The 21,293-nt window shown below is 66.6% G+C and carries 20 protein-coding genes and 1 pseudogene; 7 read left to right on the forward strand and 14 right to left on the reverse strand.

All coding sequences use genetic code 11. The features are described from left to right. Positions 1-69: 69 nt before the first annotated feature. Positions 70-399 carry a DUF6457 domain-containing protein gene (locus QRM95_RS20060; RefSeq protein ID WP_285249171.1) on the reverse strand — a complete coding sequence of 110 codons (330 nt, stop codon included), beginning with the start codon at positions 397-399 and terminating at the stop codon, positions 70-72. Between the two features lie 28 nt (positions 400-427). After that, positions 428-1,402: an aldo/keto reductase gene (locus QRM95_RS20065; protein WP_285249172.1), complete on the reverse strand. Its 975-nt coding sequence runs from the start codon at positions 1,400-1,402 to the stop codon at positions 428-430. Positions 1,403-1,721: 319 nt separating this feature from the next. Here QRM95_RS20065 and fdhA point away from each other — a divergent pair, with 319 nt between their 5' ends. The 4 genes from fdhA to QRM95_RS20085 all read left to right on the forward strand — a co-directional run bounded on the left by fdhA (position 1,722) and on the right by QRM95_RS20085 (position 5,933). After that, positions 1,722-2,933, forward strand: coding sequence for a formaldehyde dehydrogenase, glutathione-independent (gene fdhA / locus QRM95_RS20070; protein ID WP_285249173.1), 1,212 nt, complete (start codon positions 1,722-1,724; stop codon positions 2,931-2,933). A 110-nt stretch (positions 2,934-3,043) separates the two neighbouring features. Beyond that, positions 3,044-3,397, forward strand: coding sequence for a GNAT family N-acetyltransferase (locus QRM95_RS20075; RefSeq protein ID WP_285249174.1), 354 nt, complete (start codon positions 3,044-3,046; stop codon positions 3,395-3,397). 170 nt (positions 3,398-3,567) lie between these two features. Further along, positions 3,568-4,503, forward strand: coding sequence for a serine hydrolase (locus QRM95_RS20080; RefSeq protein WP_285249175.1), 936 nt, complete (start codon positions 3,568-3,570; stop codon positions 4,501-4,503). A gap of 68 nt (positions 4,504-4,571) precedes the next feature. Next, positions 4,572-5,933, forward strand: coding sequence for an MFS transporter (locus QRM95_RS20085; protein WP_285249176.1), 1,362 nt, complete (start codon positions 4,572-4,574; stop codon positions 5,931-5,933). A 6-nt stretch (positions 5,934-5,939) separates the two neighbouring features. Here QRM95_RS20085 and QRM95_RS20090 read toward each other — a convergent pair. The 3 genes and pseudogenes from QRM95_RS20090 to QRM95_RS20100 form a co-directional block, all read right to left on the reverse strand. After that, a pseudogene (locus tag QRM95_RS20090) lies at positions 5,940-7,243 on the reverse strand (hemolysin family protein). Between the two features lie 71 nt (positions 7,244-7,314). Beyond that, a complete protein-coding gene (locus QRM95_RS20095; protein WP_285249177.1) occupies positions 7,315-8,067 on the reverse strand; it encodes an ArsR/SmtB family transcription factor in 753 nt (250 codons plus the stop codon). Positions 8,068-8,192: 125 nt separating this feature from the next. Further along, positions 8,193-8,600 carry a DUF1304 family protein gene (locus QRM95_RS20100; RefSeq protein WP_285249178.1) on the reverse strand — a complete coding sequence of 136 codons (408 nt, stop codon included), beginning with the start codon at positions 8,598-8,600 and terminating at the stop codon, positions 8,193-8,195. Positions 8,601-8,687: 87 nt separating this feature from the next. Here QRM95_RS20100 and QRM95_RS20105 point away from each other — a divergent pair, with 87 nt between their 5' ends. Both QRM95_RS20105 and QRM95_RS20110 read left to right on the forward strand, forming a co-directional pair. Next, positions 8,688-9,731: a helix-turn-helix transcriptional regulator gene (locus QRM95_RS20105; RefSeq protein ID WP_285249179.1), complete on the forward strand. Its 1,044-nt coding sequence runs from the start codon at positions 8,688-8,690 to the stop codon at positions 9,729-9,731. 10 nt (positions 9,732-9,741) lie between these two features. After that, positions 9,742-10,077: a cupin domain-containing protein gene (locus QRM95_RS20110; RefSeq protein ID WP_285249180.1), complete on the forward strand. Its 336-nt coding sequence runs from the start codon at positions 9,742-9,744 to the stop codon at positions 10,075-10,077. 71 nt (positions 10,078-10,148) lie between these two features. Here the strand turns inward: QRM95_RS20110 and QRM95_RS20115 are convergent, their stop codons facing one another. The 9 genes from QRM95_RS20115 to QRM95_RS20155 form a co-directional block, all read right to left on the reverse strand. Then, positions 10,149-11,390: an MFS transporter gene (locus QRM95_RS20115; RefSeq protein WP_285249181.1), complete on the reverse strand. Its 1,242-nt coding sequence runs from the start codon at positions 11,388-11,390 to the stop codon at positions 10,149-10,151. A 100-nt stretch (positions 11,391-11,490) separates the two neighbouring features. Next, positions 11,491-12,738 (reverse strand): AGE family epimerase/isomerase, encoded by a 1,248-nt coding sequence (locus QRM95_RS20120; RefSeq protein WP_285249182.1) that lies wholly within the window; start codon positions 12,736-12,738, stop codon positions 11,491-11,493. 40 nt (positions 12,739-12,778) lie between these two features. Continuing rightward, positions 12,779-13,522 (reverse strand): sulfite exporter TauE/SafE family protein, encoded by a 744-nt coding sequence (locus QRM95_RS20125; protein ID WP_285249183.1) that lies wholly within the window; start codon positions 13,520-13,522, stop codon positions 12,779-12,781. Then, positions 13,523-14,962 carry an NAD-dependent succinate-semialdehyde dehydrogenase gene (locus QRM95_RS20130; protein ID WP_285249184.1) on the reverse strand — a complete coding sequence of 480 codons (1,440 nt, stop codon included), beginning with the start codon at positions 14,960-14,962 and terminating at the stop codon, positions 13,523-13,525. It lies immediately after the preceding gene. A 59-nt stretch (positions 14,963-15,021) separates the two neighbouring features. Beyond that, the gene (locus QRM95_RS20135) at positions 15,022-15,837 is read right to left on the reverse strand and encodes a carbohydrate ABC transporter permease (RefSeq protein WP_285249185.1); all 816 of its coding nucleotides are present in this window, start codon (positions 15,835-15,837) and stop codon (positions 15,022-15,024) included. Between the two features lie 4 nt (positions 15,838-15,841). Further along, entirely contained in the window at positions 15,842-16,798 is a 957-nt protein-coding gene (locus QRM95_RS20140) for a carbohydrate ABC transporter permease (protein WP_285249186.1), read from the reverse strand. Further along, positions 16,795-18,084 (reverse strand): ABC transporter substrate-binding protein, encoded by a 1,290-nt coding sequence (locus QRM95_RS20145; protein WP_285249187.1) that lies wholly within the window; start codon positions 18,082-18,084, stop codon positions 16,795-16,797. The genes QRM95_RS20140 and QRM95_RS20145 overlap by 4 nt, the downstream gene beginning before the upstream one ends. Positions 18,085-18,177: 93 nt before the next feature. Continuing rightward, complete coding sequence (locus tag QRM95_RS20150; protein WP_285249188.1) at positions 18,178-19,062, reverse strand: aldolase; 885 nt, start codon at positions 19,060-19,062, stop codon at positions 18,178-18,180. Positions 19,063-19,093: 31 nt separating this feature from the next. Continuing rightward, entirely contained in the window at positions 19,094-19,999 is a 906-nt protein-coding gene (locus QRM95_RS20155) for a PfkB family carbohydrate kinase (protein WP_285249189.1), read from the reverse strand. 137 nt (positions 20,000-20,136) lie between these two features. Between QRM95_RS20155 and QRM95_RS20160 the strand changes: the two genes are divergently transcribed. Next, entirely contained in the window at positions 20,137-21,279 is a 1,143-nt protein-coding gene (locus QRM95_RS20160) for a Gfo/Idh/MocA family protein (protein ID WP_285249190.1), read from the forward strand. Positions 21,280-21,293 lie beyond the last annotated feature (14 nt).

The following is a 21,293-nucleotide window of genomic DNA, read 5'->3' on the forward strand; positions in this document are numbered from 1 at the left end:
TTGGACTTTTCCCTGCGTCACGCGAAGGGGATGTGTCCACATGGCGGGGAGTCTGCGGGCCGTTGCCGGCTACTGTCCCGTGTCCGCCCAGCCGCGGCCGGCGGGCCCGCCGTGCGCGCCGTCGTCGACCAGGCCCAGGGCGACCCGGGCCGCCTTGGCCACGGCAGCCGACGCCGCCTCACGGCTCCCGGCGCTGCCCGTCCCCGCGTCCAGCGCCGCTGCGTACCCCACCAGGAACGTGGTGATGGGCGCGGCCGCATGGATCACGTTGTCGGCGGATTTGCGGGCGAGGTCCAGCAACAGATCCTGGTCCACGTCGAGGTCCAGGATCTGCAGAGCCTGGGCCAGCCGCTGGGTCCACTGGTCCAGCACCTGGGCTTCGTCGTCGTTGACTGTCATCGTTTCTCCTTTGCAAACACCGGAGGTCTCAGGTGTCGATAGTGGACATGTTCGGGTAGCGGGCGCCTGCTGTCGACCCCGCCGGGGCCAATTCGTCCAGCAGCCGCAGCTCATCCGCGCTGAGCTCCACGTCCACCGCCCCCAGGTTCTCGCGCAGCCGCTCGCGCTTCTTGGTGCCCGGGATCGGGACAATGTGTTCGCCCTGTGCCAGAAGCCAGGCGAGTGCCAGCTGGCCGGGCGTGCACTGCTTTTGGTCGGCCAACTCCTTCACCCGGTCCACGAGCTCAAGGTTCCGGGTGAAGTTTTCGCCCTGGAACCGCGGCGAATGCCGGCGGAAGTCGTCGTCGGCGAAGTCGTCCACGCTGCGGATCTGACCCGTCAGGAACCCGCGGCCCAGCGGGCTGTACGGCACGAACCCGATTCCGAGCTCGTCGAGCACGGGGAACACCTTGGTTTCCGGCTCCCGCTCCCACAGTGAATATTCGGTCTGCAGCGCCGTGATCGGGTGCACCGCGTGGGCCCGGCGGATGGTGTCCGCCGATGCCTCGGACAAACCGAGGTGCCGGACCTTTCCGGCCTGGACCAGTTCCGCCATGGCGCCCACGGTGTCCTCGATGGGCACCGTCTTGTCCACCCTGTGCTGGTAGTAGAGGTCGATGTGGTCCACGCCCAGCCGCTGGAGGCTGGCGTCGCAAGCCGCCCTGACGTACTCGGGGCGGCCGTTGATGCCCACCCAGGAACCGTCCTCGCGGCGTTCGTTGCCGAACTTGGTGGCGAGCACCACATCATCGCGGCGGCCCGCTATTGCGCGGCCCACCAACTTTTCGTTGGTGAAGGGCCCGTACATGTCAGCCGTGTCCAGCAGCGATCCGCCGGCGTCCAGGAACTCGTGGATCGTGGCAATCGATTCCTGCTCGTCGCCGTCGCCGTAGAACTCGCTCATGCCCATGCAGCCAAGGCCCAGGGCGGAAACAGTCAGTTGTCCAATAGTGCGTGTCTTCATGCCGTTCTCCTCAACGGTAGAACTTGCCGGGGGACCGGCCCGCCTGCGTGCGCGGAAGCCGGTGGGTGCAGCGTACGCCACTATAGGCGCTTCCCCTTGGGGATGCCTTGATAAACATTTGCCCTGATAAACATGGGGCGCCTACCCCTAGACCGCCCCCGGGTGCCTGCCTAGACTGGGCGGACCCCCAAGCCGGGAACCTGCACCTGATATTCATCAGGAATCGCCAGTGGAGCAGGGCGGGTCCCATATCCGGGGTTTCTCAACCTACCCAGATCACTGCCGTCCCACCGGACGGACCTGACTACAGGAGCGATAGATGACAGGGAACAAAGCCGTTGCCTACAAGGAAGCCGGCAAGGTCGAAGTAATTGATATTGACTACCCCACGTTCGAACTCAAGGACGGGCCGGGGGTCAACCCCGCCAATGTGGGGCGCCCCGTCCACCACGGGGTCATCCTCAAGACAGTCGCCACCAACATTTGTGGTTCAGACCAGCACATGGTCCGCGGCCGTACCACGGCTCCGCCGAACCTTGTCCTGGGCCACGAAATTACCGGTGAAGTGGTGGAGGTAGGCCGCGACGTCGAATTCATCAAGGTGGGCGACCTCTGCTCGGTACCGTTCAACATCGCCTGCGGCCGCTGCCGGAACTGCAAGGAGCGCAAGACCGGCATCTGCCTGAACGTGAACCCGGACCGTCCCGGCAGCGCCTACGGCTACGTGGACATGGGCGGCTGGGTGGGCGGCCAGGCAAACTACGTGCTGGTGCCGTACGCCGACTGGAACCTGTTGAAGTTCCCGGACAAGGACAAAGCCATGGAGAAGATCCTGGACCTGGCCATGCTTTCGGATATTTTCCCCACCGGGTTCCACGGCGCGGTCACGGCCGGGGTGGGTGTTGGATCCACGGTGTATGTTGCGGGTGCCGGCCCGGTGGGCCTCGCAGCCGCCACCAGCGCGCACCTGCTGGGTGCCGCCGTCGTCATTGTGGGCGATATGAACGAGGGCAGGCTGTCCCAGGCGCGCAGCTTCGGCTGTGAGACGGTGGACCTGTCCAAGGGTGATCCGAAGGACCAGATCGAGCAAATCCTCGGCATCCCCGAGGTGGACTGCGGTGTGGACGCCGTCGGCTTCGAGGCGAAGGGGCACGGCCACGACGCCCAGGAGGCGCCGGCGACGGTCCTGAACTCGCTGATGGAGCTCACGGCGGCCGGCGGGGCCCTGGGCATCCCCGGCCTGTACGTCACCGGCGATCCGGGCGGCGTGGACGAGGCCGCCAAGAAGGGTGCCTTGTCGCTGAGCCTGGGTACCGGCTGGGCCAAGTCGTTGAGCTTCACCACGGGCCAGTGCCCGGTGATGAAGTACAACCGGCAGCTGATGATGGCCATCCTGAACGACCGGGTGCACATCGCCAAGAACGTCAACGCCAAGGCGATCCCGCTGGAAGACGCTCCGAAGGGCTATGCCGAGTTCGACGCCGGTGCAGCCACCAAGTACGTCCTGAATCCGAACGGCTACCTGAGCTGAGCCGGGGGCGGACGGTGATGCCACCAGGGACTCCCCTTCAACGGAAATAAGTGCTGCCCGGGCCGGGTTAGGCTTTGCACGGGCAGCACGACCGCAACGAAGGAGTTCCCTTGAGTGACATCACCGTCCGCCACAACGCCGAGCGCAGCCGCTTCGAGATCCTCGACCGCGGGAACGTGATCGGCAAAGCCGCCTACCAGGATTACGACGGCGGCGCGTCGCCACAGCGGATTTTCTACCACACGGTGATCAACGAGGAATACGGCGGGCAGGGCCTGGCCGGGACGCTCGCCGCGGTCGCCTTGGATGCGACGGTGGATGCCGGGACGGGCATTGTCCCGGTGTGCCCGTTCATCAAGAAGTTTGTGGTCACGCACCCGGAGTACTCCGACAGTGTGGTGTCGGTGGCTCCGGCGCACCTGGAATTCCTCGAAACCTCCCTCTCGGCCAGGGCCCGGGCGTAGCCGAGGGATCGCCGCGAACATTGATTCCGGGCCGCCCGGGCGGTCCGGTGGAACACACCGCAAGTCTTCAGGAAGCTCCCAAACTCCGGTGATTTAATCGCATCTGTCAGCGCGGCTCAACGCCGCGCTGACGTTGTTTGTCATTGCCGAGGCGGGACAGGAGCCCTTGTATGTCCGAGCACCCCCAGGTGCCCACCCCAGGCCCTGCCGCTCCGCCGCAACAGCCTGTCCGGCCGGCCCCCCGGGGGAGCCGGGGCGTCCGGACGCTGGTCATCCTGGCACTTGCCGTGGTGCTGGTCATCGCGGGAACCATCGCCCTGGCCGTCGCCCGGTCCGAGCCGCCGACCGGTTCCGTGGCCCCCACCCAGCCTGTGGCGCAGCCGGCACCCGTCGCGGCAGCCCCGGAGTCCCTGCAGGACAGCGTGGACACCATCCTCAGCGAGGCGGACCAGTACCGGATCGGGCTGGCGCTCGCGGACGTGTCCGGCGGCGCGGAACGCACGTTCGGCGACGCGGACGCCTTCACCGCGGCCAGCACGGCGAAGATCCTGACGGCCGCTGCCTACTATCATCTGGTGGAAAAGGGGGAGGCAGCCCTGGATGAGCCCATGGGCGACTACGACGCCGCTTTCCAGCTCAAAGCCATGGTCAACGACAGCAACAACGACTCCTGGCAGCTGCTGATGGACGCCGTCGGGTACCCCCAGTTGATTGCCTACGCGGCCTCCATCGGTGTTACCTACGACCCCGAAAAGAACCTGCTGACCGCGGCAGACATGGCCCTGATCCTGAAAAAGCTGTACGCGGGGGAACTGCTCAACGCCGACAACACCGCCCAACTGCTCAGCTATATGCAGGACACCAACAACGAAGACCTCATCCCCGCCGGCTCCAGGGCGGGAATTGACGTCCACCACAAATACGGTGAGCTCTCCGGTGAACTGCATGACGCCGCACTGCTGAGCTACCGCGGCTCGACCTTCGCCCTGGTGATCTACACGGAAAACCCGGACGGTGCGGCCGATGACGGGCAGGCCGAGGTGATCCGGGACCTGACCCGGGCCATTGAGGATGCCTTGTTCCCGGTTGGGGTGGCGGGCCGGTAGCCAACGCCAGTCCCGCGCAGCGGTCCGCCGACTCGCCCTCGGTGAGCGCTTTGGGCCAGACTGTTACCGTGAGCAACGACCCACGGACTGCCTTGGCCGTCGCAGGCCTCAGCCTGGGCACGGCACTGAACCCGCTGAACTCCTCCATGATCGCCGTGGCCCTGGTGGTGCTGCGCGCCGATTTCGGGCTCGACGTTGCGGCAGTCACCTGGGTGGTCACCTCCTTCTACCTTGCCTCTGCGGCCGGCCAGCCGGTGATGGGCAGGTTGGCGGACCGGTTTGGGCCACGAAGGATGTTCATGCTGGGCATGGGCCTGGTTGCCATCACCTGCGCCTTGGCGCCGCTGGCCCCGAACTTTGCCCTGCTCTGCGTGGCCCGGGCGGTCATGGCACTGGGCACCGCCACCGCGTACCCCAGTGCCGTGGTGATGGTGGGGGCGATTGCGCACCGGGCAAAGGTCGACTCGGCCCGGCCGCTGGGCCGGCTCCAAATGGCGAACACGTCGGCTGCTGCCGTGGGTCCCGTCGTCGGCGGTTTGCTCGTGGGCTTCGTGGGCTGGCAGTCGCTGTTCCTGATCAACGTTCCGCTGGCGGTGGCGGCGCTGCTGATAGTGCGGCAGGCCGCACCGGCGGACCAGGTCCGCGAGCGCGGCAGCGTGGCGCAGCTTGTGCGGGACTCGGACGTTCCGGGCATCGCCGGGTTCATCGGTGCCCTGCTGTTGGTCATGATGGCCGCTCTGAACGTGGCGCCTGACTACCGCTGGTGGATGCTGGCCGCCGGAACGGTTGTGGCAGCCCTCTTCGCCTGGCGGGAGCTGCGGTTCGCCAAGCCCTTCCTGGACCTGCGGCTGCTGGGCCGGAACAGGCCCCTCATGCTCGTGTACCTGGCGTTCGCGGTGTTCAGCAGCGTTTATTACTTCGTCTTCTTCGGCCTGCCGCAGCTCTTGCAGGAGGCGGGCGGCTATGATCCCGGCGTCGTGGGCCTGTTGATGCTGCCCCTTGCCGGGATGTCGGTGGTGGCCACCCCGTGGGCAGTCTCCGCGATGGGAAGGTGCGGTGTGCGACGGGTGCTGCTCGCCGGCGTCGTCCTCCTGACGCTTGTGGCGGCACTGATGTGGCTGCTGACCGGGACGCTGGCAATCCCGCTCGTCGTGGTGCTCACTGCGCTGATGGGGATTCCCTACGGAACCGTCAGCATCGCCTCCAACCAGGGCATGTTCGTCTCCACCCGGCCGCAGGACCGCGGCGTCGCGGCCGGGATCTACCAGACGTGCCGCTACGTGGGCGCGATCACCGCAACTGTGATGATCGGTGTGTTCGCCTCCGGTGGCGTGCACCAGGACAGCTGGATGCGGATGGTGGTGGCCATGCTGGTGCTCTGCGCCGTGACGTTCGGGATCTCGGTGCTCTGGCGACAGCAAAAGGCGTAGCCTCCATTACCCGCCCACACCCGACGATGGCGTCACCGGGGTGACCCGGACCCGCGCAATCCGCAACTTGTCCATGCTGAGGACCGTCAGCACGTACCCCGGGACCTGCACCCGGTCACCGGCCTGCGCCAGGCGCCCCAAGCGGGACATCATGAAGCCTGCCACCGTCTCGTAGCGTCCCTCGGGCAGCTCGATTCCAGATGCTGACGTGAACTCCTGCAGGATCAGGCCGCCGTCCACCTCGATGGAGCCGTTGGCAACGGTGACGCGGTCCTCGTGTTCGGCGCCGGTGTCGTACTCGTCGTAGATCTCGCCCACGAGTTCTTCCACGAGGTCTTCGAGCGTGACCACACCGTCGGTGCCGCCGTATTCGTCCACCACCAGGACAATGTGCTGGTTGGTCTTGCGCATCCGGGACAGCGACGGGAGGACCCTGTTGGTTCCCGGCATGGCCAGGATGGTCCGGGCAATGTCCTTCACCGGGGCCTGGTCCTGTGCCTCGCCCCGGGGCATCAGGTCGCGGATATGTACGAAGCCCAGGACGTCGTCGGGAGTCCTGCCAATCACCGGAAACCGCGAGTAGGGACCGTCCCTGACCAGCTCGCGGGCGGCAGCGACCGTTGTGGTCCCGTCGATGAAGGTCACTTCCGTGCGGGGACGCATGACCTCCTGCAGGGTCCGGTCGCCGACGCCAAAAACATCGGCCAGGATGTGGCGGTTGGTTTCCTCGAGCGCCTCGCTTTCCGCCACCATGTCCCACAGCTCCTCCGACGTGACGCTTGCCCGCTTGGCGCGCGGTCGCCGCCGAACAGACGAACCACCGCGTCGGTGGAGACGGAGAGCAGCCAGATGACCGGCCGCATGACCCTGGAAAGGGTGATCAGCGGCGGGGCCAGGATCCTGGTCAGGGCGACGGGATTCTGCAGGGCCAGCCTCTTGGGTGCCAGCTCGCCCAGGACCAGGGACAGGTAGGCCACCAGCAGCGTCATCCCGACGAACGACGCCGGCCCGGCGGCGGCCCCCAGCCCAAGGGCCTGCAGGAGCGGCACGACGACGGGTGCGATCGCCGAGGCGCCGTACGCCGCCGAGAAGAACCCGGCCAGGGTCACCCCGATTTGGACCGTGGCGAGGAACCGGTTGGGGTTCCGCGCCAGGGCGGCGGTCCGGACCCCGGAGTCGCCGGACTTTTCGATGCGGCGGATCTGGCCCTCGTGCAGGGACACCAGGGCCATTTCCGCCGCGGCAAAGACTCCGCCCAACAAAACGAAACAGAGAACCAAAGCGATGTTGAGCAGGGTGCCGCTGTCCATGAGATGACCTTAGACCCGCGGGTGGGCCGGGGCGACGCGGTGCTGCAGTGCTGGGCAGCCGTCCGGCGGCCCTAGGTGTACATCAGCGAACCGGGGGTGGTGAGCGTCTCGCCTGTTTCCAGCCAGGTCTTCAGGCCCGAGAGGATCATCGGCCAGCCGCCGTAGAGCTGTTCGTTGGCACCCTCGCGCAGGTCGCTGTGCGTGACGGTCAGGTGGCATGAATCGCCTACCGGTTCGATCTCCCAGGTGACCTTTGATGTGCCCTCGGCCTTGACGTCGTCGCCCCACAGTGCCCGCATGGTCTGGACCAGGCGGCGCGGCGGATCCACCTCCAGGTTCTCGCCTTCGCCCAGGGCCTCCCCGGCCTTGGGATTGCCCATCACGAACTTGCCGCCGGGCGTCCAGTCGGACTCCATGGTGTTTCCGAATTGGTACTTGCCGCGGATGTCACTGTCGGTGATGGCTTCCCAGAGCCGTTCCGGCGTGGTCTTGATGTAAATTTCGAAGATCTTTTCCATGGGACTTTCCAATCTGGATTTGAGGTCGCTGAGGGCAGCGGCCCATGGTTCTGCGTATTTGCTGACCCAGCGGTCGTGGACCAGGCGGATGGGCACCGGGTTGAGGAAGTGCAGCTTTTCCCGGCCCCGACGGCGGGTGGCCACCAGGCCTGCGTCCTCCAGGATGCGCAGGTGCTTGGCGATGCCGAAGCGGGTCATGCTGAACCGCGCCTCAAGCGCACTCAGGGTCTGGCCGTCCTCGCGGAACAGCTCATCGAGCAGGTCCCGGCGGGTGGGGTCGGAGAGTGCTTTGAACACGTCGTCCATACCGCCAATGATAGGTGACTAAATGGTCACCTATCAAGGTGTTTCAGGCAGTTGGTTTCGAGCCGGGAGCCGCGTTGGCGGTTTCGCGCCGTAAGCCGCGCATGCGGACCCGGCGGCCGGGGCAACTAGGGCCCCAGGGGGAGGAAGAGCAAGGAGAGCAGGGCGGGAAGGGTGGCGGCCAGGGTCCCCGGGACGCTCTCCCATCGCTTCGGGTAGTGGCCCTGCAGGTCGGCCACCAGCATGGTGGGGGCGGTGAGGACCATGTTCAGGCAGCAATACACAACCAACGTGTACCCCACCACAGTTTCGCCGGTGTTGACCGCCACCAGCCCGGCCGCTACGCCCAGGGCGATCACCAGGTTCTTGTACCCGGTGGGGATGGCCCACATCATCACGGCGGGCACATTCTCCGGCGGTGTGCTGAGGAACTTTTGCGCCCACCTGCTGCGCGGGAGCAGGAAACTCTCCACCGGGAAGACGCCCACGTATACGGCCACCGCCACCACCGCAAAGATCTGGGACATGATGTTCATGCCGGAAGGGTAGGGCCGCCGCACTGGGGCACACCATCCCCGGAATGGGGGATTCCACGGGAGCCCGGTGAGCCGGATACTGGACCTATGTGGGAGGAACGCGCTGCGCGTGCCCGGCGGGAGATCGCCGCGCTGGCCACAGACGGACTGGACTTGTCCGCCCTCTATGCCGCCGCCCTGGCACTGGTGCGGCAGTCGGTGCCGTTCGACCAGGCCTGCTGGGCCGGCGTCGACCCAGACACCATGGTGATGAATTCGGTGACCAACTGGCGGCCCTGGCCCGTCACCGCCGAGTACGCAGTCCGGTTTGCCCAATCCGAGTATCAAGGGAACGAGCCGAACACCTTTGTCCAGTTGATGCGGCGTCCGCAGCCGGTAGCGCGGATTTCGGATGCGCCTGGCCCCGCGGTGGCCGGCAGCATCCGGATCAACGACCTCCTGCGCCCGCTGGGACTGGTGCATGAACTGCGCGGCGCGTTCCGCGTGGACCAGTCGTGCTGGGGAGTGGGCAGCCTGTTCCGTAATGGGGCGCGAGACTTCAGCGACCGGGAAGTGGAATTCCTGGCAGCGGTTACTGACGCGCTCGCCGCCGCAACCCGTATCGCCGCCCGCGCCCACCACTCGGTCTGGCACCAGCATGAGGGCCCGATCATCGTCCTCGCCGGCGATCGTGGTGAGTTGCGGGCCGCCACCCCGGCCGCAACCACGTGGCTCCAGGCACTCGAAGACGCGGCTCCGGGCCGGTTCAGCATGGTGCTGTACTCCGTGGTGGCACAGGCAAGGGCGTCACGCACCGGGACGGCGCGGACGCGGATGCGGGACCTCGACGCCGGCTGGGTGGTCCTTCAGGCCAGCAGGCTCCTCACGGGGGACGATCCCGTGCAGATGGTGGTCACGGTGGAGCCGCCCACCACCGGCCAGTTGCTGACCCTGCTCCTGGCTGCCTATGGCCTCACCCCGAGGGAACAGGAAGTCTGCCTGGAACTCATGGCAGGCAGCCCGGACGCGGACATCTCCCGGCACCTCTTCATCTCGCCGCACACCGTCCACGACCACCTCAAATCCATCTTCGACAAAGTGGGGGTGGGCAGCCGCGGGGAACTGGTCGCCAGGTTGACGGCCACTGGGTAGCCTTGGGCGCATGCAGAAGATATCGGTCGACGCCCTGGCGCGCCAGCAGCTCGAAGCAGCGCTCGCATCCCCCAACGGCCGTGCCGCCGACACCGTTTACGGCGGCCACGAGAAAGTCCTCCGGCAGTCCGTGATGGCCCTGGCCGCCGGAACCCGGCTGAGCGAACACAAGAACCCTGGCGACGCCACGGTGTTCGTGATCCGCGGCTGCGTCCGGCTGATCGCAGGCGGGGACTCCTGGCAGGGTAAGGCGGGGGACCTGCTGATCGTCCCGCCCGGCCTGCACAGCCTGACGGCCGAAGAGGACTCCACCTTCCTGTTCACCGTGGCCAAGCACCGCGACTGACCCACCGACTGCTCCGTAGTGGTCGTTCCAGGTGCTGAAACGACCGGTACGGAGCACTCGATGCAGGCTTGTCAGGTCCGGTCCGTGACGCTTTCCTTCACCGGCCTGGGTTCCAGCCAGATCCGCTCCCGCGGGCCCGGCGGATAGGCGTACTTCTTCCCGGCAAAGGTGATCACCAGCGCGGCAACCACCGGGATCGCCGCCGCGGCGGGAACCAGCAGCGGTCCGCCCATCACCAGCGCCCCGGAGCCGTAGAGTGCGCCGACGGTGATACCCAGCTGGATGGTCAGCACGGTCAGCCCGTTGGCGGCCTCGCTGTATTCACCGCCGGCCCGCAGGATCGCCGACTGGTTGTAGATGCCGATCGCCCCGAGACCTGCGCCCCACACCGTCATCAGCACCAGGGTGACCGGGAGGTTTCCCACCGCCAAGGGGAGAAGGAACATCGAAGCGGCGATGGCCGCCGTCGTCACTATCAGGGAACGGCGCGGGCGCGAATCCACGGTCAGCCCGGCAATCCAGATGCCCAGCAGGCCCGAGCCGCCCAGCACGGTCAGGGAGAGGCTGGTGGCGTAGTCCGGCAGCTGCGCCTCGCGGATGAAGGGTGCGATGTACGTGAAGAGAGCGAAGTGGGCCAAGACCAGCAGCGGCCAGGCGACGGCCACGGACTTAACTCCGGGCTGGCCAATAGCCTTGCGAAGCGACGGACGGGCAGCGTCGGTAATGCGGCGGACCCGGGGGAGCAGCCAGAATGCGAGGACGGTGAGGACCACCCCGAAGCCGGCCAGGACCAGGAATGCCGTCCGCCACCCCAGGAACCCGCCCAAGGCGGTGCCCACCGGGGCCCCGATGGCCAACCCCAGGCTGTTGCCGCTGAACACGATGGCCAGGGCCTTGCCCACCTTGTCTGCCGGGACAACCCGGGCCACGAACGGCGCCATGGTGGTCCAGAGCAGCCCGTGCGCCAGTCCGCCCACCAACCTGGCGATCATCGCCGAGGTGAAGTCCGGCGCCATTCCCACCATGGCGTTGCTGAGCGCGAACGTCAAGACCAACCCGACGAGGAGCGCATGCCGTGGAATCTTCCCCAGGAGCCGGGCCGCCGGAACCACGGTGACAACAATGACGGCGGCGTACGCGGCGGCGAGGTAGCCGGCCACGGGCTCGGACACGCCAAGGCCGGCGCTGATCTGCGGCAGGAGCCCTGACGGCAGCAACTCCGTGGTGATGGCCGTAAAGGCTATCGTGGCCAGCACCGCCATGGCGGCATAGGGAAAACGGGCAGGGGACGGCGCGGAAATCGCGGAAGGCATGGGAGTGCGTCCATTCAAGGGGTGGGGTTGGAAAGCGGCTCGCTGGCCGGACAAATTCCTCCCTTAAAATTACAGGATCGAACCCCCTGCTCCGCGCCGGTTACGGCGTGTTCAGGCGTGCGTCCAGCAAGCCGGCCGCGACCGCTGGAGCCAGCCCCGGCGCCAGCGGGAGGCGGGGGACCACCAGGCAGTGCCACAAGTGGTAAATGTCCGCCTTGCCGGACCACACCGTTGAGGTGACATTGCCGTTCTCATCGAGTTCCTGCTTCCAGGAACCGTGCTCGTAGTCGATGAACCAGTCGCGGGCGTGGTCCCAGATCCGCTCATACCAGTCCGCGTACTGTTGCTCGCCCGTGGCAATGTACAGGGCAGCCGCACCGCCGATCGCTTCCGCGGGTACCCACCTGATGCGGGTGGTGACAACGGGCTTGCCTTCCCAGTCGACCGTGTAGACAAATCCCGGATGGCCGTCCGGTTGCCAGGCATCCCGGATGGCGGCATCGAACAAGCCACGTGCATCCTCGAGGAGCCACTCAGGGACGTCCAGGCCGCGGGCCTCGAGCCCGGCACGGAGGTGGAGGAGCAGCCGCGCCCACTCCACCCAATGGCCAGGGGTTCCGCCATAGGCGCGGAACTGGCTGGCGCGGTCATCGGTGTTGTACTCGGGCATGGGGTTCCAGTCCGGGTCGAAGTGCTCGAACACCCGGTAATTGTTGTTGCGCGCAAACCGGTGGATGAGCACCTCGGCGATGTGCAGGGCCCGTTCGAGCCACCTGTTCTCTCCGGTCACATCGGCCACGATGAGGTAGGCCTCCACCGAGTGCATGCTGGCGTTGCCGCCGCGGTATGCCTCCGTTTCCGTGAAGTCCCGGTTCCATGAGTCGAAGCACATGTTGGCCTCGTGGTCCCAGAACTTCGTGTCGGCGACCCGCAGCGCCTCATCCAGCAGCTCCCGTGCTCCGGGGCGCCCGGCCGCGACGGCGCTGGCAGCAGCCAGGAGTACGAAGGAGTGCTGGTAGCCGGACTTGGTGTCGTTCACCGGACCATCCTGGTCCACCTCGGCGTACCAACCGCCAAACTCGTCATCGTGCAGGACGCCGTTGAGGGCGGCAATTCCGTGGTCCACGAGCGTGGCCGCTCCCGGCCGTCCCATCAGGGCGGCGACGGCGAAACTGTGGGTCATGCGTGCTGTGATCCACAGGTGGGTTGGCTTGTCGGCGAACACCTTGCCGTAGTTGTCGAGCCAGCCGAATCCGGTGGCGACCTTGGAGGCCTCGGCGAAACGGACCAACCGGTCGGTTTCCGCCTCAAGCCATCGTGCGTGGGCGGGGCTGTTCAGCCACGTCATGTCATGTCCTCTCAGTTGCGTGGTCAGTAGAAATATTGCGTCAGCCGGCGGCTTCAAGCACGCCGCGGACAATCGTGGCAGCCGCTCCCAGGTAGGCCAGGACCACCAGGAGTTTTTGTGCTGCCCGGGCCGGAACGAATTTCGAGGCGACGTCGCCGAGCACCAGCCCGGCCAGGCAGGAGACGGCAACGGCACCCCACATGCCCAATGGCATCACAGGGAAAGTTGCGGGGGCAGTGATGGCCTTGGAGATGAGCGAGAACGTACCGATGGTGAAGAAGTACGGCTGCATGGTGGCAGCGAACGACTTGTGCTGCCACTTGGTGGCGATCGAGTACATGCTGACCGCGGGCCCGCCCACCCCGGCCGCCGTGTTCATGAATCCGCTGAGGCCGCCGGCGGCCAACAGGTAGCGCCGGCGCGCCGGCAGCGTGGCGGACTTCAGTGCCAGCAGGACGGTCAGCCCGGCCGCGAGGAGCACCCCGATGGAGATCTCCAGCACCGGCGCCGGAATCAGGCGGATCAGGAAGGCCGCCGGAATGATGCCCAGCAGGGCAGCGGCCGCAAGAAACACGTAGCGTTTCCAGTCGATGTCGCGCAGCACCCGGAAGATAATGGCTCCTGCCGTCACCGCCCCGCATACATTTACCAGCACCACGCCTTCCACCGGGCCCAAGAGCAGGACCAGGAACGGGGCGGCCACCAGTGCGAAGCCCATCCCCGTGATCCGCTGCATCCCGGCACCCATGACGACGGCCCCGAGGACCAGCCCGGTGGTCAGCATTTACGGTCTCCAGGCCACGTACTGGACCTCTTCGAACTCTTCGAGGCCCAAGCTCGATCCTTCCCGTCCCAGGCCTGACTGTTTGGCGCCGCCCATCGGGGCGAAGGCAACGGACGGAAGGGGGTCGTTCACGCCGACGATGCCGGCCTCAAGCTGCTCCGGGATCTCCCAGCCGCGCTTCGTGCTGCCGCTCCACACGTAGGCGGCCAGGCCCATCTCGGTGGCGTTCGCCTTCCGGATGGCCTCCTCCTCCGAGGAGAAGGTGACGATGCCGGCGGCCGGGCCGAACACCTCTTCGGTCACCAACAGTGCGTCGTCCGGGACATCGGCCAGCAGGGTGGGCGCCATGAACGCACCCCCGCCGGGGACCGCCGTGCGCTCGGTGACGCGGCGGGCGCCCCGGTCCAGGGCGTCGTCCACCAGTGCCTGTACCGCGGACACCCTGTCGGCATCGATGACCGGGCCAAGGTCCGGGACCTGCGCGCCGTCGTCGGGTACGCCGTGACCGATGGTCATCGCGTCAAAGCGGGCGCCCAGCCTCCGGGCGAACTCGTCGGCGACGCTGTCCTGGACCAGGAACCGGTTGGCGGCCACGCAGGACTGGCCGGTGTTGCGGAGCCTGCCCAGGACGGCGCCGTCAACGGCGGCGTCAAGGTCCGCGTCCTCGAAGACGATGAACGGTGCGTTGCCGCCGAGTTCCAGCAGGGGCCGGACCACGCGCTCGGAGGCTGATGCCATGATCTGCCGGCCCACACCCGTGGACCCGGTGAAACTGACGGCACGGACCGCCGGGTGGGCCATCAACGCCGCGGTGATTTCGCGGGATGGGCCATGGACCAGATTCACCACGCCGGCGGGAAAACCGGCGTCATGCAGGACTTCGAACAGGCCGGTCGCAGCCAGCGGGGCCTTCTCCGAAACCCTGCCCACCACGGTGCACCCGGCGGCGAGCATCGCGGCGAGCTTGCGGGCCTGGATGGAGACGGGGAAGTTCCACGGGGTGAGGCTGAGGGCCACGCCGACGGGCTTGCGCAGGCTCAGGTGGCGGCGGCCCTGAAGTTCAGGTGGGCTGATGGTGCCGGTGGCGCGGCGGACCTCCTCGGCGAACCAGCGGAAGTACTCCACCGAGAAGTCCACCTCGCCCTGCGCTTCGGGAAGCCTTTTGCCTGCCTCGAGTGCCAGCGTGTGCGCGATTTCGTCGCGGCGCTCCGCCAGCAGCGCCGCCGCGTTGCGGAGCAGGTCCGCCCGCTGGCGGGCGGTGGTGCGGGACCAGGTCCCGAACGCTTCGGCGGCGGCGTCGGCGGCCCTGGTGGCGTCCCCGGCCGAGCCCCAGGCGACCTCCCCCACGGTGGTGCCGTTGCCCGGATCAGTCACGTCCTTGGCGGTTCCGGCAGTGTGCCAGGTGCCGTCGACAAGGTGCCGGGCTGATGTGAGGTTCATGGAAGGAGCCTTTCGTTGGGCCGTGAGGGCACCGCCGGTGCCGCGCGTCGTCGTCGTACTCATCCCTTGCTTGCTCCTGCCGTGATGCCGGCAACGAAGTAGCGCTGCAGGAAGACGTAGGCCACCACCACCGGCAGGGACGCCAGGATCACGCCGGCGAACAGCAGCGGGTAGTTGGTCTGGAACTCGCCCTGGAAGCTGAGCAATGCCAGCGGCAGGGTCCGGTTGCCGGGGGACTGGATGAACAGCAGCGGGTAGAGGAGCTCGTTCCAGTGGATGACGAACAGGAAGATGGCGGCCGCGGCGATCGACGGTGCGGAGAGCGGCAGGGCGATGGAAGCGTAGGTCTTCCACGGCCCGCTGCCATCGATGGAGGAAGCTTCATAGAGCTCCTTGGGCAGGGTCCGCATGAACCCGCCCAGGATGAAGACGGCAATGGGCAGCGTGGACACGACGTTGGCCAGGATCAGGCCGGCCAGGTTGTCCAGCAGGCCCAGCCTGCCGAAGAGGACGTACAGCGGCACCATGTTGGCCTGTGCCGGGATGGCCATGCCCAGGACCAGGAACCCGAAGATGGCCCAGGACATGAACCCCTTCAACCGGGACACGGCGTACCCGGCCAGGCTGGCCACGAACAAGGTCAGCGGCACCGAAATGCCGGTAACGATCACGCTGTTCATGAAGGACGAACCCAGGTTCTGGCCGCCCACCACCTCGACGAAATTGTCCGGGGCGAGTGAATGCGGAAGGCTGAACGGGCCGGCGAACAGTTCCTGGGTGGACTTGAAACTGCCGAACGCCACCACTGTCAACGGAATGATGATGATGACCGCGTAGATGGCCAGGATGGCGCGGCGGCTTAGTGTTGCGAGCATGCTGCTAGTCCCCCTTCGGGGTGAGCCGGAGCAACCGGCGCTGCAGCCAGGTGACCAGGGCGATCATCGCCATGAAGATGATCGACTGGGCGGCGGCGTAGCCGAACTCCGAGTTGGCAAAGGTGCTGTAAATGCGGGTGGAGAGGATGTCCAGGGCTGCCTTGGGCGGGTTGCCGGCAATGCCCAGGATCAGGTCGAAGGCCTTGAAGGACTGCACCGTGGTGTAGGCCACCACGATGGAGGTGGCCGGTGCCACGAACGGCCAGGTGATGGATTTGAACTGCTGCCATTTGTTGGCGCCGTCCATCTCCGCCGCTTCGTAGAGTTCCTTGGGGATGGCCTGCAGCCCGGCGATGTAGACCACCATCATCTGGCCCGAATGGAACCAGACCTGGGTAACGGCCACCCAGTACAAAGCCTGGGCGTCGTTGCCGAGGTAGGCGCCACCGTCCACCCCGACGGTTCGGAGGACCGAGTTGGCCAGGCCGAAGTTGGGGTCGTAGATGAACTTCCAGATGAAGGCCACCGAGACGGAGGACAGGATGGTGGGGAAGAAGAACAGTGCCCTCAGCAGGATGCTGCCCCGCGAGTTCTTGGTCAGCAGCAGGGCCAGGACCAGCGAGAACGCTGTCTGGGCGATCACCACCAGCAGCACGAACTTCAGGTTGTTCGTCAGCGCGTTCGTAAACAGGGAGTCCTTGGTGAACGCGCGGACGAAGTTGTCCACACCGACGTAATTGAACGCTGCGGAGAATCCGTTCCAGTCCGTGATGGCGTACTGGAACGCCTGCAGCGTGGGCATCACCAGGAAGAAGGCGACGACGGCGACTGCGGGCAGCGGGAAAAGGTACAGGGCCGGATTCACCCGTGTGGGAGAGCGGCGACGCACCTTGGCAGGGTTTTCGGGGGTGTGGCTGTCCGGGGCCTTCCGCCGGGCAGCCGTTCCGGGATGGATACTCATAGCCGTTCGTCAACAATCTTCTGGGCGGCAGCGGCTGCCTGCTCCGGGCTGGTGCCGGAAATGACGGCCGTGGCGCTGGCCTCCACCGCGTTGCGGACATCGAGGTTATTGAACTGGAAGCGGGCGGCGAGTGCCGTCTTCTTCTGCAGCCAGGGACTCAGGCGCTTCAGGTCCGGGTTGGTGTATTCCACCTTGTCCACGGAGACGTGCTGCGCGGTCTGGTTGGCGTAGTAGCCGGCGTTCTCGGGCTCGGAGAGGAAATCGATCCATGCCGCCGCGGCCGCCTGGTTCTTGCTGGCGGAGTTGACGCCCAGGATGAAGGTGGCGTTGTAGGCGCCCTCGTATTTGCCGTTGCCGTCGGAGGTGGTGTTGGGGAACACCAGGTCGATCGGGAACTTGGCACCGAGTCCGCGGACTGCTGCGAGGTGGTAGGAGCCGGTGGCGAGCATGGCGGCCTTGCCCTGGGAGAACAGGTTCTGGGCCGGTTCAACGGCGGTGCCGGTGGCGTTGGGCTGCACGAAGGGCTTCAGGTCCTTGTACTGGCCCAGCATCTTGATGAACCAGTCGTCCGTGCACTTGAGCTTGCCCTGCTCGATCTGGGCGCACATGTCGTCCACGGGCGCATTGTTGGCAATCATGCAGTTGAACAGCTGGCCGCCGTTTCCAACATCGCCGCCCGGCCAGGAGATGGGGATGACGCCGGCAGCGGCGAGTTTTTCGCACATGCCCAGGAAGGCGTCCCAGTTCTTGGGGGAGGTTTCGGCGCCGGCCTTGTCGAAGAGGTCCAGGTTGGCCATGGGCATGGGGAACACCACCTGGTAGGGCAGGCCCAGCTGGTTGTCGCCGCTCTGCCCGGCGGACAGGAGTCCCTTTTGGTAGTTGCCTACGGCTTTGCTGCCCTTGAGGTCGGTGTACACCCCGGCCTCGGTGAAGTTCTTGAACTGTGAGCCGCGGAAGGTGGCAAACGCGTCGCCGATGGAGCCGCCGCGGAGCTTCTGCAGTGCCTGGGCGTTGTAGTCGTTGGAGGTGGAGATGTCCTGGGCGACTTCCACGCCGTCGTGTTGTGCCACGAAGCGCTTGATGAGTTCGTCGAACACGGCCTTGTCCTCGCCGCGCCAGTGGGCGAAGGACACCTTGCCGGTGACAGCTCCGGTGGCGGGTGCCGACGGCCCGCTTGCCCCTCCCGGCTTGGTGGAACCGCCGGGCCCGGCGCACGCTGCCGCAGCGGCGCCGAAGCCCAGGGCCCCGAGAAGGGCGACTGCCTGCCGGCGTGAAATCTGACTCACAATAATCTCCTCGTTGAGTGTTTGCTGTGCCTTGTTTGCTTGCTGCTGAGAGGGGCCGGGCCCCGTGACGGTGCTGTGGTGCGGGTGAACCGCCTAGGCGTTGGTCCTCTGGGCGGACACGACGTCGTCCACCACGGCGCAGAGGCGCTGCAGCCTTCGGACGGCGTCGGTGGAGAGGGATTCGACGACGTCGGAGGCGCCGATGCAGGAAGCCCAGACTGCGCGTCCGGAGAGGAAGCCGCTGGCACCTTCGAGGCAGGCCCACCGGACGGCGTCCGGGAAGATGTCCTCGGGAACGCCGGAGGAGAGGACCACCCAGGGGCCGTCGATGGCTTTGGTGAGCTCGGCGCAGGCGTCGCGGACGTCAGCTTCCGAAGCCTGGCCGTGGAACGGGACCTCTGCTTTGTACAGGTCGGCGCCCAGGCTGCCCAGTTCCTTGGCGGCGGCCAGGATGCCGGCGTTCCAGTCAAAGTCGCCGCCGGCCAGGGGCTTGCGGGAGACGGGTTCGATGATGCTGATCAGCCCGGCGGAGCGGCAGCTGTCCACGAACTCGCGGACCATGGCCACGCGTCCCTCGGCGGGTTCGTCCGGGCGGTAGAGCACCAGCAGCTTCAGGGCCTTGACGCCCAGGGCGGCGTACTTGTGCGGATCCACCAGGCGGTCGATGGTCACCTCGCCCACCAGTTCACCGTGGGCGGGTTCAAAGTGGTCGGCGGAGGCGATCAGCCCGCAGCCGGGGTCCACCACGCCGGCCTCGATGGCCTGGTCCAGGGCGAACTGGCGGTCGATGAGGACGCCGGAGGCATAGGGGGTCAGGATCCGGGCCGCCTCGAGCTTGAAGTCGCGGAGGTCCTGGTCTGTGACGGGCTGGTCGGTGTGCTCGGCGAACATGTTGCGCATGGCTTCGCGCTGGTCAACGGCGAGCATTGCGAAGGCGCCTGAGGGCCGTTGGAGCGGGGAGAGGTCTGCATGGTTCATGGGCTGGCTACTTTCAGCTGGGCGGGTTGGGTCAGGAATGGTGGTTGGAGGCGAATTCGGCGGTGATGGCCTGGCGGGGGATGGCAGAGCGGCCGTCCAGCCCGGCACAGGATGCGGCAGCGGTGCGGCCGGCGAATGCGGCGGCGTTAACCAACGGCAGGCCTGCGGCGACGGCGGCGAGAAGAGCGCCGTGGTAGACATCGCCGGCGCCGAGGGTGGAAACGATGTCCGCGGGCGTGGCCGGCACGTGGACGGGATCCCCGCCGCGTTCCAGGACCCAGGCGCCGTCCGAGCCGGCGGTGGCGACGACGGCCGCGGCGCCGTCGTCGAGCGCTTTGCGCAGGAGGGCCTCGGGCGAGTGCCCAGCGCCGTACTCTGCCTGGAGCCTTTCCATGGTGGGCACGTAGAGCGCGATGCCGCCGGGGCTGAAGGATGGGATGGGATTGCCGGCGTCCACGCTGATGTTCAGCGCTGCGGGGCGGGCACCTGCCACTGCATTCCATCCCAGGTGGTCGGTATGGACCCAGGCGGCGGCTGCCAGCAGGTCGAAGAAGCGGCTGCCCGCAGGGAAGCTGACCGGCGGCACGGGCCGGGTGACGATGGCCCGGCTCTCGGCTGCCTTGCTGACGATGATCACGCTGGCGCCGGTCTTGACGCCGGGATCGCGGATCACGGCGGAGGTGTCCACGCCTTCGGCTTCCAGCCCGGCAATGATGCGGTCGCCTTCTTCGTCGGTGCCGAGGACGCCGGCGAAGGCAGTGTCGGCCCCCGCCCGTGCCGCTGCGACGGCTGCCGTGGCTGCAGGGCCGCCGCCCGCCGTCGCGAAATCCGTGGCGACGGTCCGGCTGTCCGCGGCGGGGTAATCCTGCACCAGGGCAATGGAGTCAAGAGTGGCGCAGCCTACGAAGAGCAGGGGTCCAGTTGACGGTTGGGGCACGTTCCACCTCGTTGTAGTTCCGGCTGGTATTGAAGAAATATACACACGCTATGTTGGAAAAACAACACTTTCTGTATAGTTGTGTTTGGGATGCAACGCCGCAGCCCCCCACTCAACGTAGAGAAACGGAGCAGCTCATGTCATTGCCTACTGCGGAATCTGTCCGGACCATCCGGTACGGACTCATCGGGGCAGGCCACATGGCCCGCGAACATGTCAGGAACCTCGCCTTGATCCCCGGGAGCCGGATCACCGCAGTGTCCGACCCCACGCCGCCATCCCTCGAGGAGACTGCCAAGGAGATCGGCTACGACGTAAAACTCTTCGCATCCCACCAGGAACTGCTGGCCTCGGGGCTGGTGGACGCGCTGGTGATCGCCAGCCCCAACGACACCCACTTGGGCATCCTGAAGGACATCTTCGCCAGCGGCACCAACCTCCCGGTCCTGGTCGAAAAGCCCGTATGCACCAGCGCAGAACAGGCGGACGAGCTCGAAGTGCTCGCCGCGGCCTACCAGGCACCGGTGTGGGTGGCCATGGAGTACCGGTACATGCCGCCGGTCCAGGAGGTCATCCAGGCGGCCCATACCGGAAAACTCGGCAATATCTACATGCTGTCCATCGTGGAACACCGCTTCCCGTTCCTGCACAAGGTGGACGCCTGGAACCGCTTCGCCGAGCGGACGGGCGGCACCCTGGTGGAGAAGTGCTGCCACTTCTTCGACCTGATGCGCCTGATCCTGCAGGACGAGCCCGTCCGGGTCTACGCCAGCGGCGGCCACGACGTCAACCATATGGACGAGGTGTACGACGGCCGGGTCTCGGACATGGTGGACAACGCCTACGTCATCGTCGACTTCAAGGGTGGACGCCGGGCCATGCTGGAGCTGTCCATGTTCGCCGAAGGGTCCAAATTCCAGGAGCGGATCTCCATCGTGGGCGACGCCGCCAAGATCGAAACCCTGATCCCGGTGGCGGCCAACCACTGGATCCCCGGCGACGAGGCCGAGGCAACCGTGGAGTTCAGCCCGCGGTCCCCGCTGGGCCCCCGGAAGCATGACGTGCCGGTGGATGAGGCCGTCCTTGCAGCCGGCGCCCATCACGGTTCCACCTACTACGAGCACCTCGGATTCCGGAAGGCCATCCTGGGCGAAGGCCCTGTGGAGGTGACTGTTGCCGATGGCCTGCAGTCCGTGCGGATGGGCCTGGCGGCGGAACGTTCTATTACGGAAGGACGCCCCGTGGAGCTTGCGAATGCGGTTTCCGGGGTACGTTCATAAGAAGATTTGTGTTG

The organism is Pseudarthrobacter sp. efr-133-R2A-89, assembly GCF_030209315.1.
Classification (GTDB): Bacteria; Actinomycetota; Actinomycetes; order Actinomycetales; family Micrococcaceae; genus Arthrobacter.

What these genes read in the sequence shown, in the direction of transcription:
- QRM95_RS20125 (WP_285249183.1), bottom strand. Translation starts at nt 13,522, where the DNA reads ATGCTGACCACCGGGCTGGTCCTCGGGGCCGTCGTCATGGGTGCCGGG.
- QRM95_RS20150 (WP_285249188.1), bottom strand. Translation starts at nt 19,062, where the DNA reads ATGAACCATGCAGACCTCTCCCCGCTCCAACGGCCCTCAGGCGCCTTC.
- QRM95_RS20160 (WP_285249190.1), top strand. Translation starts at nt 20,137, where the DNA reads ATGTCATTGCCTACTGCGGAATCTGTCCGGACCATCCGGTACGGACTC.
- QRM95_RS20130 (WP_285249184.1), bottom strand. Translation starts at nt 14,962, where the DNA reads ATGAACCTCACATCAGCCCGGCACCTTGTCGACGGCACCTGGCACACT.
- QRM95_RS20065 (WP_285249172.1), bottom strand. Translation starts at nt 1,402, where the DNA reads ATGAAGACACGCACTATTGGACAACTGACTGTTTCCGCCCTGGGCCTT.
- QRM95_RS20135 (WP_285249185.1), bottom strand. Translation starts at nt 15,837, where the DNA reads ATGCTCGCAACACTAAGCCGCCGCGCCATCCTGGCCATCTACGCGGTC.
- QRM95_RS20110 (WP_285249180.1), top strand. Translation starts at nt 9,742, where the DNA reads ATGCAGAAGATATCGGTCGACGCCCTGGCGCGCCAGCAGCTCGAAGCA.
- QRM95_RS20115 (WP_285249181.1), bottom strand. Translation starts at nt 11,390, where the DNA reads ATGCCTTCCGCGATTTCCGCGCCGTCCCCTGCCCGTTTTCCCTATGCC.
- QRM95_RS20060 (WP_285249171.1), bottom strand. Translation starts at nt 399, where the DNA reads ATGACAGTCAACGACGACGAAGCCCAGGTGCTGGACCAGTGGACCCAG.
- QRM95_RS20140 (WP_285249186.1), bottom strand. Translation starts at nt 16,798, where the DNA reads ATGAGTATCCATCCCGGAACGGCTGCCCGGCGGAAGGCCCCGGACAGC.
- QRM95_RS20095 (WP_285249177.1), bottom strand. Translation starts at nt 8,067, where the DNA reads ATGGACGACGTGTTCAAAGCACTCTCCGACCCCACCCGCCGGGACCTG.
- QRM95_RS20080 (WP_285249175.1), top strand. Translation starts at nt 3,568, where the DNA reads ATGTCCGAGCACCCCCAGGTGCCCACCCCAGGCCCTGCCGCTCCGCCG.
- QRM95_RS20120 (WP_285249182.1), bottom strand. Translation starts at nt 12,738, where the DNA reads ATGACGTGGCTGAACAGCCCCGCCCACGCACGATGGCTTGAGGCGGAA.
- fdhA (WP_285249173.1), top strand. Translation starts at nt 1,722, where the DNA reads ATGACAGGGAACAAAGCCGTTGCCTACAAGGAAGCCGGCAAGGTCGAA.
- QRM95_RS20105 (WP_285249179.1), top strand. Translation starts at nt 8,688, where the DNA reads ATGTGGGAGGAACGCGCTGCGCGTGCCCGGCGGGAGATCGCCGCGCTG.
- QRM95_RS20100 (WP_285249178.1), bottom strand. Translation starts at nt 8,600, where the DNA reads ATGAACATCATGTCCCAGATCTTTGCGGTGGTGGCGGTGGCCGTATAC.